This is a genomic window from Serratia sp. CY71090 (genome assembly GCF_052166845.1).
GTDB classification, from domain to species: Bacteria; Pseudomonadota; Gammaproteobacteria; order Enterobacterales; family Enterobacteriaceae; genus Serratia; species Serratia nematodiphila.
Genome location: NZ_JBJNOA010000015.1, coordinates 100,953 through 117,060, shown reverse-complemented (window position 1 = coordinate 117,060; position 16,108 = coordinate 100,953). Strand labels below are relative to the sequence as shown.

The following is a 16,108-nucleotide window of genomic DNA, read 5'->3' as shown; positions in this document are numbered from 1 at the left end:
GACTCCGGCCAGCTTTTCTTGCCCGGCGGCGCTGTGCAGCGCCTGCGCGCACAGATCCAGCCTGCGGTTCCTGATGTACTGGGCCACCACCAGCCCCTGGCGGGCGAACAGCCGATACAGACTGCGCAGCGACACCCCCAACTCGGCCGCCACCCACTCAGGGCGCAGCTGCGCCGACTGAATATGCCTGTCGATCAACGCCAGCGCCTTGTCGAAGACCGGTTGTTGCCCCTCCGGACGCGCCTGTTCGAGCGCCAACGCCGGGCGCAGCAGCGCCGCCAGCGCATTCAGCACCGCCTCGCTTTCCGCCGCGGCGAGCTGAGGATCCTGCATGCTGCTCAGCACCAGCTGGCGGCTGAGGCGCACCGCGCTGAGCTCGGCCCCGAGACGCTGCGCACCAGGCGGCGGCAGCGGCAGGCAGCCGCGCGGCAACAACAGGGAGATTTGGCGCGAATCGCGCTGGAAGGTGAAGCTGCTGGGCCGTGAGGCATCGATCAGCGTCATGTCGCCGGGGGAGAGCAGCGTTTGGCGATCGCCCTGCTCCATCAACGCGCTGCCGCGCAGCTGGATGACGGTGAAAAAGTGCGCGCCGTCGCTGCGGGCGATCTCACGCGGCGTGCGGTACAACCGGGTCTGAGACACGTCGACCACACTCAGGCGCAGGGCATGGGCGCGAAACTCCTGCATCGCCCCGCGAAAGCCGGGCCCCAACGTTTTCGCGCAGAATCGGCCGCAGGCGGTGTTGATTTTCCCCAGCCACTCTTCGAAGCCGACGTCCCGGAGCGTTGCCAATGCCGTCATGATCTCTCCCTTCAAACAGCAGCGGAGCTGCGCCGTTGAACAGAAAAACACCATAACAATCCGTTAACACACAATCAATGGCGAGCGGGGAATTTGGCGCCGCGCTCACAGATCACCGGGCACCGGGGAGGCATCGCCTTAAGGCTGCGTATCCAACAGATGGCGCACCACCGCCGCGTACTCTTTGGCGTAACCTTCGACGCTGGTGCTGGCCATGCCGGCATTATCTATCTTGTATTTGCCTGCCACGTAGAACGACGGGGTGCCGCGCACCTCGAACGCTTTCACCGCTTCGTTCTGCTTGGCGATCAATCCTTTGACCAGCAGGCTGTGGCGCGCGTTTTCGTAGGTGGCGGCATCGATGCCGGCCGCCGTGAACACCCGCTGAATATCGTCGGCGCCGTTGACGGCGCGCTGTTTCTGCACCGCGTCAAACATCGCGCCTTCAATCTTGTCTTCCACGCCCAGCACCGTCGCCACCGCCCAGGCTTCGGTCAGCTCATTGCCCAGTTTGCCCATCAGGCTGACGTGATATTTGGTGACTTTCTCACCGGCGGGCAGCGCCTGCGCCACGGTGCTGCCTACGCGGTAGGTTTCGGCGAACTGATAGCAAGGCCCGCAGTAGAAGGAGAAAAACTCCACCACCGCCGGTGCGGCGGCCACCGGCTTATCCAGCCGGGTATATTGCTCGCCCGCACGGTAATCCGCGGCCTGCACCGCGGGCAGCGCCAACATCAATACGACGGCGGCGGCGAACGAACGCTTAACTTTTGCCAACATAAACACTCCTGGTTTCTTCTATGAACATCGTCCTTAGCGGCGGTTTTTATAATCAAATAACCGCCAGAAGGCCAGTTTTTATTACCTTCTGTTTATGTGGGATTAAGTCAGCGCCCTTCGTAGCCGTCCCAATAGGCGCCTACCGCTTCCTGCGACAGCACCTGGCGGCGTTTAGGATTGTCGGTGCTGCTGTAGGCGCGATTGATGAAAATGGTTTTGTGTTGCATGTTCTGCTGGAATTCCGCGCTGGCCAGGTAGTCGGCCTTTTTCTGCGCTTCGCTGCGCGCCACGCCCGCCGCGCGATCCTTTTTCCCCTGCTGATAGAACTGTTCGAACATCGGCACGGCGTTTTTAATGCTGCCGTTCACATCGGTGCGGAATTGCGGATCGAAGTCGTCGCGGGTTTGATAAACGTAGTGTTTGGCATGCTGCTCTGCGCTGCTGAGGGAGTGGGTGCAGGCGCTGAGCGCCAACAGCGGCAACAGCAGCGCCGCGCTTTTCAGTCTTTTCATGTCGTCTGTCCCTGTCAGTGAGGAAGGTTCCTTTAGCGCCAAGAGCATAGCGCCAGCCCCCGGTGAACGTCAAACGACAAAAATACGCATCACTTTGTTTTATATTAATATTATATACATTGATTGGTATTCATTGCCTGAAACACTATGCTTTAACAGAACAGGGTAAACACTCACCGACAGCGAGGCGGCCAATGAAACCGATCGACAAAAGCGTGGGGGAGTACGACCTCACGGCGGAAAAAAAAGCGGGCATGATCACCGGCACCATCCGCGGTGAACTGCCGGACAGCGACGCGAATCTGCCGCTGCTGCCCTTCTCCGGCACCTTCGCCGGCCCGAGCGTGGCCGAAGCCATCGCCGATATTCAGCAGCAGTTCCCCGACATCGAACCGGCGATTATCGACGATTTGCGCGAGGAACTGCTGAAGGCCGGGTTCTAAGCTGGATCGCGATATCTCAGCACACAGCGCCCGCTAGCACAGGGCGCTAATAGTGGGTTGAAAAGGCCATAGCGTTATGAAAAAGTGAGAGACCAATAATTCTACACCCCAGGCTAAATCGAAAGGCTTACTACATACACTAATCATAAGGTATTCAGGGAATGAAAACACCGGGAGAATGGGCCGTTGACCTGCAACTACAACTGCGCGCGCTGGACGACACGCCTGCCAGTACTCGCGCCAAAAAGAAAACAATAAAAGAAAGCCAACGGCTTGCACATCAATTAGTGCGCTCTCAAGCGCTGACCGGGGTGGAAAGAAGGGCGCTCATCAGGGAATACTCCAAAGCCATCAGAACGGTGGCGATAGAGGAAATGCAACGTGAGTTCACATTGCAGCACGCTAAAATGTTGCAACGCGCTGAAACCAAACGTGAACAGCGAGAAAAAAAATGGGCCGCCTCCAATGCACGCAGGCTGAGTCGCACGAAAAAAATGCGTTCAAATACAGCTCCGCTAACCAGCGGCGGCATAGCAATTTTACTGTTCTTATTTGCCCCGCTGTCTTTATGCGGATTGTGGCAATTCGGCTCTGTATTTTGGGCTGGCCTGCAAACCGGCGAATTAATTTTTAATTCCTGCCGCACTCCTCTGTCGTCTTGCCTCTCCCACATCGTGCAAGCCCATGAACCGTTCTATTTTTATAGCGGGATGGCGGTTTTCTTGTTCGCAACGCTGTTATGCGCATTGATGTTGCTCGGCATTGCTCTGAGCTTATCACAAGCTGGAAATACGCCTGAAAAAAAACAATGACACTCTGATTCCCAGTGTGTTTTCGGTAGCCAGGTTGTATTTGACAAATATCCCGGTGCCCCACGAACGGGCTGTACACCGGCGCGCCGGGTTTCAGCGACAGATCGACGTCAAAGTGCGCACTAACGCAAGACACCAACAGTGAGTTGGAAAAGCCATAGCAATATGAAAGAGTAAGAAAGTAGTAATTTTATCGACAGTCCCTCCAGTCTAAATAAATTGTAAGGCTTACCTACACACACTAACCATAAGGTATACAGGGAATGAAAACACCGGAAGAATGGGCTGCTGACCTACAGCAACAGTTGCACGCACTGGACAACACACCAGCCAGCCTCCGCGCCAAAAAGAAAACCATAGCAGAAAGCCAGAAACAGGCACACCAAATGATATCTGCCCAAGCAGGACTGATATTGAAAGAAAAAAAAGCGCGTATCAAAGAATACTCCAACGCTATAAGGCTGGTGGCAATGGAGGAAATACAACGTGAGTTTGCATTACGTCATGTGAAAATGTTGCAGGACGCTGAAATAAAATACGCGCAACGTGAAAAAAAACGGAGTGCTTCCAATGCGCAAAGGTTGCAGCGGATGAAAAGAATGCGTTCAAACACTCCCCCGTTAACCGGCAAAGGCATGGCGATATTACTGGTAGTGTGTGCTCCACTGTCTTTATATGGGCTATGGGCATCCGGTAGGATATTTTGGCACGGTCTGCAAACCGGAGAGCTAATTTTCCGTTCTGGCTGCCGTCCACACGTAGCTTGTCTGTCCCACATCGTGCGAGCCACCGAACCATTCAACTTTTATGCCGGGATGACATTGTTTTTGTTTTTTACACTATTATGCACATTGATGCTGCTTGGCACCGTACTGGCATTGTCAGAGGCAGGAAAAACGCCCGAAAGCAAACAATAGCCCCTCGCCAGCACCTTTCTATAGTCTCCGAATGAGGTTTTAGCCTATACACGGTGCCGCACGAACGGACTGTAGACCGGCGCGCCGGGCTTCAGCGCCAGATCGGCGTCAAAATCTTCATTACGGTTGAACGGCACCGCCGGCCAGGCGGCAAGGTCGCTTAAGCCAGCCCGATACGCCTGCGTCACCTGCGCCAACGCGGCGTTTTGCGCCTGCCGCTCCTCGCCCGCCAGCCCGCCGCGCACGCCATAGACCTGGAACGGCTCCAGCACGCTAAAGCCGATATAGTGCAGCGCATGCATGATCGGCCACAGCATCAGCCGCATGTCGCCGTCGCGCCCGTCCGGCGCGCAGGCCTGTGCGGAAGCGCCGGCGGTGACGGTCAGCAGCGCCCGCTTGCCGCGCATCACGCCGTTCTCATGGCGGTGGCGGCTGTCGTAGAGCCCGCCGTAAACGAACACCCGATCCATCCAGCCCTTGATGATGGCCGGCGCGCCGAACCACCAGAAAGGAAACTGCAGCACCAGCGTATCCGCCCAGCGCAGCAGCTCGATATGCCGCCGGATCTCCGCCGGCAGCGCCTGGATCGTCCAGTGATGGCGCTGCTCCTGCATCGCATCGAACCTGTCCGCCTGCTTTCTGCTGGGGTAGTGGCCGGCGCCCTCGCGCGGATCAAACCCCTCCTGATACAGATCGACCGTTTTCACCTGATGCCCCTGCGCCAGCCAGGCCTGCCGCGCCTGTTCGGCCAAATGGGCATTGAAAGAATGCGGCTCGGGGTGAGCCAGCACAATCAGCACGTTCATCCTGTTTCTCCCGTTGTAAGGTGGTGCTGTTATGCTGTGGCTTTATCGCCCCCTTGGCAATTACGCACCTGAAGGTAACCCCCAATGGCTTATCCCGGCGACGTCTATTCGAGCAAGTGCTCCGCGCGCGATGCGCTGGCGCTGATTTCCGGCAAGTGGGTGATGTTGATCCTGCCCGCGCTGGCGCAGCGGCCGATGCGCAACGGCGAGCTGCTGCGCCGCATCGACGGCATTTCGCAGAAGGTGCTGACGCAAACGCTGCGCCAGCTGGAACGCAACGGGCTGCTCGAGCGGCTGGATTTAAGTGAAAAGAATCAGGCCCATGTGGAATACCGCCTCAGCGCCGTCGCCTGCTCGCTGGTCGAGACGCTGACGGCGCTGGATAAGTGGGCGGAATACCACTTCCCCGAGCTGGACGCCGCCCGCGAACGCTATGATGCAGACCGCAAACGCAAGGCCGATTAAAGCGGTTTGGCAGGCAACGCGGGGCGCACAGAATGCACCGATGAGGCGCTTGTTCCCCATCTCGCCATCCGTTATCTATAGTTAAATCAATTCGCCGGTAACGGCTCATTCCACCTGAGGATCTTGCCTTGACGTTTTTAAAACACCCTATCGCCGGATTGGCGCTGGCCGGCTGCGGCCTGTTGTCGGCGGGCGGCGCGCTGGCCGCTTCCGATGCACTGGTGTACTGCACCGTCGCCTCGCCGGAATCGTTCAACCCGCAGCTTTCCAGCTCCGGGCCGACCTTTATCGCCACCTCTCAGGTGCTGTACAACCGCCTGGTGACGCTGCGCGAAAGCGATAAAACGCCCGCCCCTTCGCTGGCCACCGAGTGGAGCGTCAGCCCGGACGGCAAGACCTACACCTTCACCCTGCGCCAGGGCGTGAAATTCAACAGCAACAAATACTTCACCCCAACGCGCGACTTCAACGCCGAAGACGTGGTGTTCACCGTGATGCGGCAGAAGGATCCCGCCAACCCGTATCACAAGGTCTCCGGCGGCAACTATGAATACTTCACCGACATGGGTCTGGATAAGCTGATCACCAAGGTGGAAGCGGTGGACGAACACCACGTGCGCTTCACGCTGAGCCAGCCCAACGCCGCCTTCGTCGCCGACTGGGCGATGGATTTCGCCTCGATCCTGTCCGCCGAGTACGCCGACGCGATGCTGAAAAAGGGCACGCCGGAATACGTCGACAACTGGCCGATCGGCACCGGGCCGTTCGCGCTGCAACAGTACAAGCAGGATTCGCTTATCCGCTACATCGCCAACCCGCACTACTGGCAGGGCGACGTGGCCAGCAAGCACCTGATCTTCTCGATTACGCCGGATCCGCAAACCCGGTTGGCCAAGCTGAAAACCAACGAATGCCAGATCATCCCGGCACCGCTGCCGGAGCAATTCGCCGCCATCAAGGCCGACGACAACCTGCAACTGCACGACATTACCGGGCTGAACGTCGGCTATCTGGCGTTCAACACCCAGAAAAAACCGTTCGACAACCTGCTGGTGCGCCAGGCGCTGAGCTACGCGGTAGACAAGAAAGCGATCGTCGCCGCCGTGTTCAAAGACAGCGGCACCCCGGCCAACTCGCTGCTGCCGCCGGGCATGTTGGGCTACAACGATAAACTGCCGGAGTACGCCTACGATCCGCAGAAGGCGCGCGAACTGCTGAAGCAAGCCGGGCTGGAGCAGGGCTTTGAGACCGACATCTGGTCAATGCCGGTACAGCGCCCCTACAACCCGAACTCGAAGCGCATCGCCGAGATGATTCAGAGCGACTGGGCGAAGGTGGGCGTGAAGGCCAAGATCGTCACCTGGGAGTGGGGCCAGTATCTGGCCGGGCTGCGCAAAGGTGAGCAACAGAGCGCGCTGTACGGCTGGGTGTCCGACAATGGCGATCCAGACAACTTCGCCACCCTGCTCGGCTGCGCCGGCGTGCAGAGCGGCGCCAACGTGGCGCGCTGGTGCGATAAGGATTACGACAAACTGATCCAGCAGGCGATCCAGGAGAACCAGCCGCAGGCGCGCGCCAGGCTGTATCAACAGGCGCAGGTGATCTTCGCCAAGCAGGCGCCGTGGCTGCCGCTGGCCACCGGCAAAGTGTTCTACGCCACCCGCAGCAACCTGAGCGGCTACGTGGTGGACGTGAACGGCAGCGACTTCGCCAAGGCCAAATTGAACTGATCCCGGGCGCCGCAGCGAGGGCTGCGGCGCTACCCGCTTCATCGCTTAATAAGCTGCCAGCCTCTGAACCTACCGCGCATTAACTTCACAACTTACGACTCCACCTATCGCCAGGCGCATAGCCCACTAAACCAATAGCTTAATAAGTGAGTTGAGCCTGGCGTTTTGCCTAAATTGCGCGCACGCGCTTTCCTCCGATGTAACATTTCGTTACCATCGGCACACAGACCCTTTAACATCAAAAGGTAACCCGGTGCAGAACACCTACATGCCGTTGCAAATTCGCCTGCACTGGCTGGTGGCGATCCTGCTGGTCATCACCTGCGTCACCATCGAGCTGCGCGGCTATGCCGAACCGGGCAGCGCCCCCTGGTACGCGCTGGTTGTCACCCACTTCAGCTGCGGCGTAACGGTGTTTGCGCTGATGATCCCCCGTCTGCTCCTGCGCTGGCGCCACCCCTCGCCCGCCATCGCGCCCAAACCGCCGAAGTGGCAAACCGGCCTGGCGCACCTGACGCACGCCCTGATTTACCTGCTGCTGCTGACGCTGCCGGTACTGGGGGTGTATTCGCGCTATCTGGGCGGCAAGGAGTGGTATCTGTTCGGCCTGTCGATGCCGTTCGCCGACGTGGCCGATCGGCCGCAGGCACGAATGATTATCGGCTGGCACAAAACGCTGGCGTCATTCGGCTACTGGCTGATCGGCCTGCATACCGCCGCCGCGCTGTTCCACCACTATATCGTCAAGGACAATGCGCTGGTGCGCATGCTGCCGCTGATGAAAAAACGCTGAATACCTGGCGCCAGGGATGAATTTTCGGGCCACGCCCACTGACAGGGAATGACATGCAAACCCAATTTTTTAATGTGACCGTCGAACAATGCGCCTGCCAGCAGACGGCGCCCGACAATCTGGTGAGGATCATCGCCTCCGGCCAGACGTTCTTTTTTTACCGCGACGACTTCAGCGACAGCGAAAATCTGCTGGCCAGGCTCGCCACCGGCGATCGAGTGAAGATCGGTGCCCACCGCCTGCAAGACGGCAGCTACTGGCTGCACTGGCTGCTGCACGGCACGAAAGGCCGGCTGGAGCCTGACAGGACGCTGAAATACAAGCTGAAATACTTCGCCCTGCTGCTGCTGGGCGCGGTGCTGGCCGGCGGTTTCCCGGCGGCCTTTTTCATCATGGACGGGGAAGATTCCTGGCTGACCATCGTCCTGTTCTTTATCGCCATCATCGCCGGCCTTATCGGCATCGGCATAGTGCTGTTCGTCGGTTCGGAGCTCCTGCTGATCGGGCACCGCGGCCGCAGGCGTCTGCTCCGGGCGCTGGATCGCGTGCTGCAGGGGCAAGACGTCACGCCGCCCGGCTCGCTCAGCCTGAAAATCCCCGGCATCAAATACCGGGCCGTCCGCGCAGACGCTGTGCCGGCGACCGCACCGCTGCAGACCGCGCCCCCCCTCCCGGACGGCGTCGAGACCTCTGGCATCGAGACGGTCAACGCCCTGAACTACGAACTCTGCCACTATGAGATCCCGCGGCAGGTGCAGTATTTGGATACGTATGCGTGGCGTCAGAAGGAGACGCACTTCGCGTTGACGACCCGCGCGCTCAATGTCCCCAATACCAAACTGCACCCGGTATTTCGTCGGCAACATCCGCTTTTCATCGCCAAAGGCGATCCGCTGCAGGTGCTGTATTGCGAGAACGACGTCATTCCCGAGTTGCCCAAAGTGCGTGGGATCATCAATCATCGCGATCGCCAAACCTATCTCATCGGCGGCAATCGCTACTTCACCGAAGCCGGCCTTAACCTGTGCGCGCGCGTTGTCTTCATTTTTGGGGCAATCGTGGCGTGTTTTGTACTCGGCATGATGGTGGTGGATAACGCCGATACCCCGGCCGGCTTTCACCTGGATGCCTGGACCCTGAAGCGTCTCGGCAGCGAATTGCCGCCGATTATTCTGCTGCTGATGCTGATGGTCAGCGGCCTGGCGCTGTTGATCGAGGGGTTCGCCCAGATCTGCCGCCTGTACTCTTTTGACCAGCACCGCACGTTTAAAACGTTTAAATACCTGCGAAATCTGCGCCGCAGTTTATGGCGGCAGGCTCAGGTGACGGAGCTGAAATGATGACGTTAGCGCTTTATAAAAGACCCCTTATTATCCTGACGCTGTTTTTGGCCAGCGCGCTGGGCGTCTATTTGCTCGCCCCTGAGCAACGCTATGCGCAGTGGCAATGGACTCAGGGCGACCAGGCGTTGCCGACAATAGCCCGTTACGATCTCATCCACAGCTACCCGGCGCAGGACGGCGCCCTGCTGCTCACCAGCAAAAGAAGTGAAGACCGCGCGTACAATAGCTTTTACGGCTGGGCGGCCAACTATCTCAGCCAGGTGTTGTTTGCCGGCCCAAAAGGGTTACAGATGCTGGGGGAACTCGACGACTTGATCCACGATGCGGTTTGCGGCGAGCAGGAGTGCGTGCTTTTTCTCTCTAAGGGCCGCAGGCTGGTTGATGTGCAACGGGGCACCATCGGGGCGCTGATCCCCTGGCCGGAGGGCGACGACAACCGGCCTTCCTTTGTCGGCGGCAAACTGGTGGCGCAACCGGGAAAACGCGCGCTGTATCTCATCAGCACCGAAGGCGTATTCTACAGCCCGGACTTCGGCGCCCATTGGCGGCAGACGCTGGATCTGCCGGCGCTGCTGGACGCGCGGCAACTGCTGGGCTTTGAGCGCGGCGAGGAGGACTCACCGACGGCTTACGCCTCCGGTAAGCGCAAATCCGTACCCGAAATCTTCACCGCCGTTGATGGCGATCGCGTGCATTTCTGGATGAACCCGGTGCTCGGATCCGGCGCGTTACACATCGCCGTTAACGGTAAAACCGGCGAGGTGATTGAACTGCATTGGCTGCTGGTGCGCGTGGAGGAAAGCGCGCAGGCCCCGGACGGCGGCATCTACCTGATCGCCCAAACGCTGGACAGAGGACTGTATCAGCTTCTGCGTTATCAATCCGACGGGCAGTTGAAGGTGCTGCTGGAGACCGGCGATAAATCGCTGTATCAGCTCTGGGCGGGCAACGATAAGCTGGTCGCCCAAACGGATAACGGCGATGCCCGTCTTTCGCTGATTTTCGATCTGCGCTCATCCGAAGTGCGCTACCGACAGCCGTTGGAGTACCGCTACAACGGGCGCGACGACGCACGCCAAACCGTGATCGAACCGGAAAGCCACTATGGCGATGACGGGGAGACCCCGGCGCGGCCCTACTTCATTCGCTATCGCTCCACCACGCCGTGAACATAAGGAACTTGCCATGCTGTTAGGTTATGGCGCCGGCGTCGCCGGCCTGCTGGCGCTGTTATTGGCCCTGCTGCTCGCCGGCATCCTGCTCGCCTGGTGGGGCTGGCGATATGCCGCCGCCCGCTGCGGCCGCCCGCGCCCGCCGCTTTCCTGGGGCGGCTATCTGTTGGCCTCGGCGCTGGCGATCTACCCGGTAGCGTTCGCGCTGATGCTGATCGACATTGCCATCCAGGATCTCAAGAGCCAGCGGGCGGAAGAACGCTGGAATCGGCGCAGCTACCTGACGCTCGAGGCGGCCAGGCCGTTCGGCGAAATCACCCTGCCAAAGGGAAGCTGGATAAACCGGCAGGAGCCGCGCCAGCCCGGCACCGAAGACAGCCCCATCACGATGGACGGTGTAACCGCCGTGCGCTTCCCTCAGCCGCAAAGCGTGGCCGGCGTGCCGATCATCGCTTTTGAGGTTTTACCGCCGGTGATGGAGCTGGCGGATGCGCATACCTTCACCCGTCCAACCGGCCAAAGGGCGCACTGCGAAGCCGGTTGGCTGGTCTCTTTCTCTTTGCCGTCGGATCAGCCGACCCCGCAGTGGGAGGAGTGGCAGGCCGGGCTGCCCGCAGCGGCGTTTCGTCCCAGCGGCTGGCTCTTTAAGGAGTGCTTCTCCGGCAGCCCGATCGCGGTGCTGACCTTGCACAACGGCGAAGTCAGGGTGCTGCCTTAAGCGTTAGACCGTGGCGTAATTTTCAAAAGGCCGTTCCGGCAGATCTCAGTGAAGACAGCACCAACGCTATCCCTTGAAGATCAGTCGGGAGTTGGTCTGGTTGCGAAAACGCAGCTGATCGATACCGATCTGCGAGCGATTCGCCGCTTCACGCGCCGCCAGAATGGTGCCGTGGTGCGGCGATTTGCCGCACACCGGGTCGGCGTTGTCGGCGTTGCCGGTCAGCATGAACGCCTGGCAGCGGCAGCCGCCGTAGTCTTGCTCTTTCTCCGAACAGGACCGGCAGGGCTCCGGCATCCAGTCATAGCCGCGATAGCGGTTAAAGCCGAAGGAGTGGTACCAGATATGCTGCAGATCGTGCTCCAGCACCGACGGAAACGTAATCGGTAACTGACGGGCGCTGTGGCAGGGTAACGCCATGCCTTCCGGCGTCACGCTCATGAAGATGGCCCCCCAACCGCCCATGCAGCCTTTAGGCCGCTCCTCGTAGTAATCCGGCGTGACGAACAGCAGGTTGGCCAGTTTGCCGTCGGCGGCCATGCGCTCGCGATAGCGTTTCACCACCGCTTCTGCCTCGGCGATCTGTCCGCGGGTCGGCAGCAGCCCTTCGCGGTTCAGGTGCGCCCAGCCGTAGAACTGGCAGGTCGCCAGCTCGACGTCGTCGGCATCCAGCTGGATCGCCAGTTCGATGATGCGGTCGATCTGGCCGATATTATGGCGATGCAACACGAAGTTGAGCACCATCGGGTAGCCGAGCGCCTTGACCGCCCTGGCCATCGCCAGCTTCTGCTGAAACGCCCTGGCGGAGCCCGCCAGCGCGGCGTTCAGCGTTTCGTCGCTGGCCTGAAAACTGATCTGAATATGATCCAGCCCGGCGTCGGCGAAGGTTTGCAGTTTCTTCTCGGTCAGGCCGATGCCGGAGGTGATCAGGTTGGTGTAAAACCCGAGATCGCGCGCGGCGGCGATCAGCTCGGGCAGGTCTTTACGCACCAGCGGCTCGCCGCCGGAGAAGCCGAGCTGCACGCTGCCCATCGCCCGCGCCTGGCGAAACACCGCGATCCATTGTTCGGTCGTCAGCTCTTTTTCCTGCGCGGCAAAATCGAGCGGGTTGGAGCAGTACGGACACTGCAGCGGGCAGCGGTAGGTCAGCTCCGCCAGCAGCCAGAGCGGCGGATTCACCGCCGGCGCACGTGGTTCAGTCACGGAAGGTCACCCATTTTTGTTCGTAGGCGCGCTGGAAAAACTCCAGCACGTCGTCCGCCAAGCCTTCGGCGCCGGGGAAGCGGGCGTTCAGCTGCGCGATGATGCCGTTCAGCGTGGTGTGGCTGTCGACCAGCTGCAAGATGGCGGCGGCGCTGTCATTCAGTTTGGCCATGCCTTCCGGGTAGAGGATCACGTGGCTGTTTTGCACCGGCTCCCATTGCAGGCGGTAGCCGCGGCGGAAGACGGGGGTGTGTTCAGGGTTCAGCGTCATTACACCAGCCTCTGGTTGTGCCAGACCCGCGCGGCGGTCACGCTGTGGTAAGGCGGGCGGTTCAGGGTGTAGGCCATGCTCATGGCGTCCAGCATGCTCCACAGAATGTCCAGCTTGAACTGCAGGATCTCCAGCATGCGCTGCTGCTTTTCAACGGTATCGCAATAGTCCAGCGCCAGCGCCAGGCCGTGTTCCACGTCGCGGTTGGCCTGGCCGAGGCGGCTGCGGAAATAGTCGTAACCGGCAGCGTCGATCCACGGGTAGTGTTGCGGCCAGCTGTCGAGGCGCGACTGGTGGATCTGCGGCGCGAACAATTCGGTCAGCGAGCTGCAGGCCGCTTCCTGCCAACAGGCGCGGCGCGCGAAGTTGACGTAGGCATCCACCGCGAAACGCACGCCGGGCAGCACCCGCTGCTCGGATAGCAGGGCGTCGCGCTGCAGCCCAACCGCCTCGCCGAGGCGCAGCCAGGCCTCGATGCCGCCTTCGCTGCCGCCGTAGCCGTCGTGATCCAGAATGCGCTGCACCCATTTACGGCGGGTTTCCGGCTGCGGGCAGTTGGCCATGATCGCCGCATCCTTGATCGGAATGCTGGTCTGGTAGTAGAAGCGGTTGGCCACCCAGCCCTGGATCTGCTCGCGGGTCGCTTCGCCGTTGTGCATCGCGATGTGATACGGGTGATGGATATGATAATAAGCGCCTTTGGCGCGCAGCGCCGCTTCAAATGCCTGCGGCGTCAGGGGGCGTGGTTGCGTCATGGCGATTCCCTACAGTTCGATGTTCATGCCGTCCCAGCTCACTTCGATGCCGGCGGCGGTCAGGCTCTGCCGTTCCGCGGAGTCTTCATTGAGGATCGGGTTGGTATTGTTAATGTGGATCAGGATCTTGCGTTTGGCGGGCAAGGCGCTGAGCAGGGCCGCCAGCCCGTGCTCTTCCGCCAGCGCCAGGTGCCCCATGTCCTTGCCGGTATTGCGCCCCACGCCGGCGTTGGCCAGCTCATTGTCGCGCCACAGCGTGCCGTCGATCAGCAGGCAATCCGCCCGGCGCAGCCAGGGCATCAGCGCCTCGTCCGGCTCACCCAGGCCCGGTGCGTACAGCAGACCGGCCCCGCGCGCGGTATCTTCGATAAACAGCGCCACGTTGTGGCCCGGCAGCGGGCGATCGCGGTACGGCGAATAGGGCGGCGCGTTGCTGAGCAGCGGAATGGCGGTGAAGCGCGCGCTTGGGCAGACCGCCGTGCGGAACGGTTCGCCGGGCGTCACCGGGTGGTGAATCAACCCGCCGTTCCAGTGGGAGAGCATGGGAAACACCGGGAAACCGGTGCTGAGATCGTCATGCACTTCAGGGGTGCACCAGACCTGATGCGGGCAGCCCTCACGCAAATTGAGCAAGCCCGCGCAGTGATCGATCTGGCTGTCGGTCAGCACGATCGCGCCGATGCCGGTGCCGCGCAGCACGTCGGGATTGTTCAATTCGGGCGAGGCCAGCAGCTGATGGCAAATGTCCGGGGAAACGTTGCACAGCACCCAGTTTTTACCGTCATCGCTGACGGCGATGGAGGACTGCGTGCGGCGCGTGGCGGTGATGCTGTGGTCGCGAACGCCGCGGCAGTTGTCGCAGTTGCAATTCCACTGGGGAAAGCCGCCGCCCGCTGCCGAGCCGAGAACTTTTATCTGCATGTCTGAACCAGAAAAAGAAGGAAAGAAATGCCCGCGCGAAAGGCGGGCAGACGGGCGATTAACGGTTGGAAATGTACAGCGTCACTTCCAGCCCCAGGCGCAGGTCAACAAACTCAGGTTTTTGCCATAACAGCATGATGTTTACCCTCTTTATGTAAAGTAACGGCAGCTAAGCCAAAAAATCCGTTCTATTCCGGCTCAATTCAGGGAGATATCATCAGATATCTCCCTTATTCACTACTACTGCCCGGTATATTCAAAGACCAGAATCGAACCGGGGTTGCTGTGATCGTGCGTAGGATGGTTGGTTTCATCCATAACGTTGCCAAAATTATCTGTCGCTACATAGATTTTCCGCGTATCAGGGCTCACCAACACCGTACGGTAACGATTCGCGGTGTGGAAATATTTAATCGCATCCCCCTGCACATCCTTCTTATCCGCATTTAACGGCACTCGGTACAATGCCCCCATTTTCATGGAAGTGATAATAACCGAGTTGCGCCAAGCTTTTATCACGCCATTCTCAGGATAATACGCAATGCTGGAAGGCGCGATTGTCGGCCAACACATATAGGATGAATCGCCCTGGCAACTGGCGTTGTTATAAGTAAACCCTTCTCTTACGGTAAAGAAGGTTTTCAACGGCGCTTTGAAATCAGGTGCGCTCCATTCGGTCTCTTTCTGGATCGGTACGCCCGCCGGGATATGGTTCGGATCCCATTGCAGAGACGGGCAATTTTTAGCCTCGGAGTAGTTCGCGTAAACATATGCTTGATCGTCGCGATAGCCTGCGACATGAGGCCAGCCATAGTTGCCGCCGGCTTCGAGGATATTCAACTCATCGTCGGATGAAGGCCCTTGTTCTGTGGCGTACAGCGTATTGCCGACGAAAACGAGACCTTGCGGATTACGGTGACCGTAGGTGAAAAGATGGCTTTTTATCCCGTGAATCACCGGATTATCACTTGGAACAGTGCCGTCGACATTTAAGCGAATGACTTTACCGGCGTAAGAGGAATAATCTTTTTTAGCCAGCTCGGCTTCGGTCGGGATTCGCTGAGCGTCAATTTTCTTGCAGAAATTGGCACCCTGGTTGTGGCCCTGCTCGCCGATCGTGTAATACAACTTGCCATCAGGCCCAAAACGCAGGCGCCCGCCGTTATGATCGTTGCCTGCCGGGAAACCCGCCAGAATTTCTTTCTCATTCCCCAGTTTTTTGGTTTTCTCGTCGTACTCGAAACGGACGATTTTTGCGTGCTCGTCATTGCCATTCATATAGGTATAGGAGGCGTAGACATAGTTATCCCCTCCCGGTTTCATGAAGTTCGGAGACAGCGCCAGCCCCAATACCCCTTCATGCTGCGGCCCGACATGCACGCCGTCAATCTTGATCGCCACCTGCTTTTCACCCGTTTGCGGGTTGATACGAACGATTGACGCAGCCTTGCGCTCCGTTACCCAGAGGTCGCCATCCGGCCCCCAAATCATGTCCCAGGGCGCATCAAGCCCATTAATCAAAACATGGGCCTTGAAAGGTTCTGCCGTTTGAACAACCGCTTGTTCCCCTTTCGGCGAGTGAGAAGTATCCGCTGCATAGGCCATACCGCAGGTCATCAGAGATATGGCAATCGCGTTGAACATCACACTGAATTTGTTATTCATA

General features: G+C 59.4%; 19 protein-coding genes. 9 read left to right on the top strand and 10 right to left on the bottom strand.

Translation table 11 applies throughout. The annotated features are described in order from the left end of the window. The 3 genes from feaR to ACJ8OK_RS22715 form a co-directional block, all read right to left on the bottom strand. Positions 1-801 (bottom strand): transcriptional regulator FeaR (gene feaR / locus ACJ8OK_RS22725; RefSeq protein WP_442531086.1); only part of this gene is annotated, 801 nt, incomplete at its 3' end. A gap of 138 nt (positions 802-939) precedes the next feature. Beyond that, positions 940-1,581: a protein disulfide oxidoreductase DsbA gene (locus ACJ8OK_RS22720; protein WP_015376779.1), complete on the bottom strand. Its 642-nt coding sequence runs from the start codon at positions 1,579-1,581 to the stop codon at positions 940-942. Positions 1,582-1,688: 107 nt separating this feature from the next. Continuing rightward, positions 1,689-2,093 (bottom strand): Exc2 family lipoprotein, encoded by a 405-nt coding sequence (locus tag ACJ8OK_RS22715; RefSeq protein WP_033634055.1) that lies wholly within the window; start codon positions 2,091-2,093, stop codon positions 1,689-1,691. A 194-nt stretch (positions 2,094-2,287) separates the two neighbouring features. Here ACJ8OK_RS22715 and ACJ8OK_RS22710 point away from each other — a divergent pair, with 194 nt between their 5' ends. The 3 genes from ACJ8OK_RS22710 (at position 2,288) to ACJ8OK_RS22700 (ending at position 4,265) form a co-directional block, all read left to right on the top strand. Continuing rightward, the gene (locus ACJ8OK_RS22710) at positions 2,288-2,536 is read left to right on the top strand and encodes a hypothetical protein (protein ID WP_004940639.1); all 249 of its coding nucleotides are present in this window, start codon (positions 2,288-2,290) and stop codon (positions 2,534-2,536) included. Between the two features lie 161 nt (positions 2,537-2,697). Beyond that, the gene (locus ACJ8OK_RS22705; protein WP_033634056.1) at positions 2,698-3,348 is read left to right on the top strand and encodes a hypothetical protein; all 651 of its coding nucleotides are present in this window, start codon (positions 2,698-2,700) and stop codon (positions 3,346-3,348) included. A 263-nt stretch (positions 3,349-3,611) separates the two neighbouring features. After that, a complete protein-coding gene (locus ACJ8OK_RS22700; protein WP_033634057.1) occupies positions 3,612-4,265 on the top strand; it encodes a hypothetical protein in 654 nt (217 codons plus the stop codon). Positions 4,266-4,309: 44 nt separating this feature from the next. On the opposite strand, the gene ACJ8OK_RS22695 is transcribed toward ACJ8OK_RS22700, so the two are convergent. Further along, positions 4,310-5,071 (bottom strand): NAD(P)H-dependent oxidoreductase, encoded by a 762-nt coding sequence (locus ACJ8OK_RS22695; protein WP_442531083.1) that lies wholly within the window; start codon positions 5,069-5,071, stop codon positions 4,310-4,312. An 84-nt stretch (positions 5,072-5,155) separates the two neighbouring features. Between ACJ8OK_RS22695 and ACJ8OK_RS22690 the strand changes: the two genes are divergently transcribed. The 6 genes from ACJ8OK_RS22690 to ACJ8OK_RS22665 all read left to right on the top strand — a co-directional run bounded on the left by ACJ8OK_RS22690 (position 5,156) and on the right by ACJ8OK_RS22665 (position 11,292). Beyond that, positions 5,156-5,536, top strand: coding sequence for a winged helix-turn-helix transcriptional regulator (locus ACJ8OK_RS22690; protein ID WP_033634059.1), 381 nt, complete (start codon positions 5,156-5,158; stop codon positions 5,534-5,536). 128 nt (positions 5,537-5,664) lie between these two features. Continuing rightward, on the top strand, positions 5,665-7,266 hold the full coding sequence (locus ACJ8OK_RS22685; RefSeq protein WP_103085974.1) for an ABC transporter substrate-binding protein: 1,602 nt from the start codon (positions 5,665-5,667) through the stop codon (positions 7,264-7,266). 268 nt (positions 7,267-7,534) lie between these two features. After that, positions 7,535-8,059: a cytochrome b561 gene (gene cybB, locus ACJ8OK_RS22680; RefSeq protein ID WP_442531089.1), complete on the top strand. Its 525-nt coding sequence runs from the start codon at positions 7,535-7,537 to the stop codon at positions 8,057-8,059. A gap of 53 nt (positions 8,060-8,112) precedes the next feature. After that, on the top strand, positions 8,113-9,399 hold the full coding sequence (locus ACJ8OK_RS22675; protein WP_442531081.1) for a hypothetical protein: 1,287 nt from the start codon (positions 8,113-8,115) through the stop codon (positions 9,397-9,399). After that, positions 9,396-10,571 (top strand): hypothetical protein, encoded by a 1,176-nt coding sequence (locus ACJ8OK_RS22670; RefSeq protein WP_442531079.1) that lies wholly within the window; start codon positions 9,396-9,398, stop codon positions 10,569-10,571. The genes ACJ8OK_RS22675 and ACJ8OK_RS22670 overlap by 4 nt, the downstream gene beginning before the upstream one ends. A gap of 16 nt (positions 10,572-10,587) precedes the next feature. Next, entirely contained in the window at positions 10,588-11,292 is a 705-nt protein-coding gene (locus ACJ8OK_RS22665) for a hypothetical protein (RefSeq protein ID WP_060558664.1), read from the top strand. 66 nt (positions 11,293-11,358) lie between these two features. Here the strand turns inward: ACJ8OK_RS22665 and pqqE are convergent, their stop codons facing one another. The 6 genes from pqqE to ACJ8OK_RS22635 form a co-directional block, all read right to left on the bottom strand. Continuing rightward, positions 11,359-12,495: a pyrroloquinoline quinone biosynthesis protein PqqE gene (gene pqqE / locus ACJ8OK_RS22660; RefSeq protein ID WP_085336585.1), complete on the bottom strand. Its 1,137-nt coding sequence runs from the start codon at positions 12,493-12,495 to the stop codon at positions 11,359-11,361. Next, entirely contained in the window at positions 12,488-12,766 is a 279-nt protein-coding gene (pqqD, locus tag ACJ8OK_RS22655; RefSeq protein WP_085336586.1) for a pyrroloquinoline quinone biosynthesis peptide chaperone PqqD, read from the bottom strand. The genes pqqE and pqqD overlap by 8 nt, the downstream gene beginning before the upstream one ends. Further along, complete coding sequence (gene pqqC / locus ACJ8OK_RS22650; protein ID WP_085058685.1) at positions 12,766-13,521, bottom strand: pyrroloquinoline-quinone synthase PqqC; 756 nt, start codon at positions 13,519-13,521, stop codon at positions 12,766-12,768. The genes pqqD and pqqC overlap by 1 nt, the downstream gene beginning before the upstream one ends. Positions 13,522-13,530: 9 nt before the next feature. Next, positions 13,531-14,442, bottom strand: coding sequence for a pyrroloquinoline quinone biosynthesis protein PqqB (gene pqqB, locus ACJ8OK_RS22645; RefSeq protein ID WP_442531076.1), 912 nt, complete (start codon positions 14,440-14,442; stop codon positions 13,531-13,533). Positions 14,443-14,500: 58 nt separating this feature from the next. After that, a complete protein-coding gene (gene pqqA, locus ACJ8OK_RS22640; RefSeq protein WP_004930284.1) occupies positions 14,501-14,578 on the bottom strand; it encodes a pyrroloquinoline quinone precursor peptide PqqA in 78 nt (25 codons plus the stop codon). Positions 14,579-14,682: 104 nt separating this feature from the next. Beyond that, positions 14,683-16,107: a glucose/sorbosone family PQQ-dependent dehydrogenase gene (locus tag ACJ8OK_RS22635; RefSeq protein WP_260953821.1), complete on the bottom strand. Its 1,425-nt coding sequence runs from the start codon at positions 16,105-16,107 to the stop codon at positions 14,683-14,685. Between the last annotated feature and the right edge of the window lies 1 nt (position 16,108).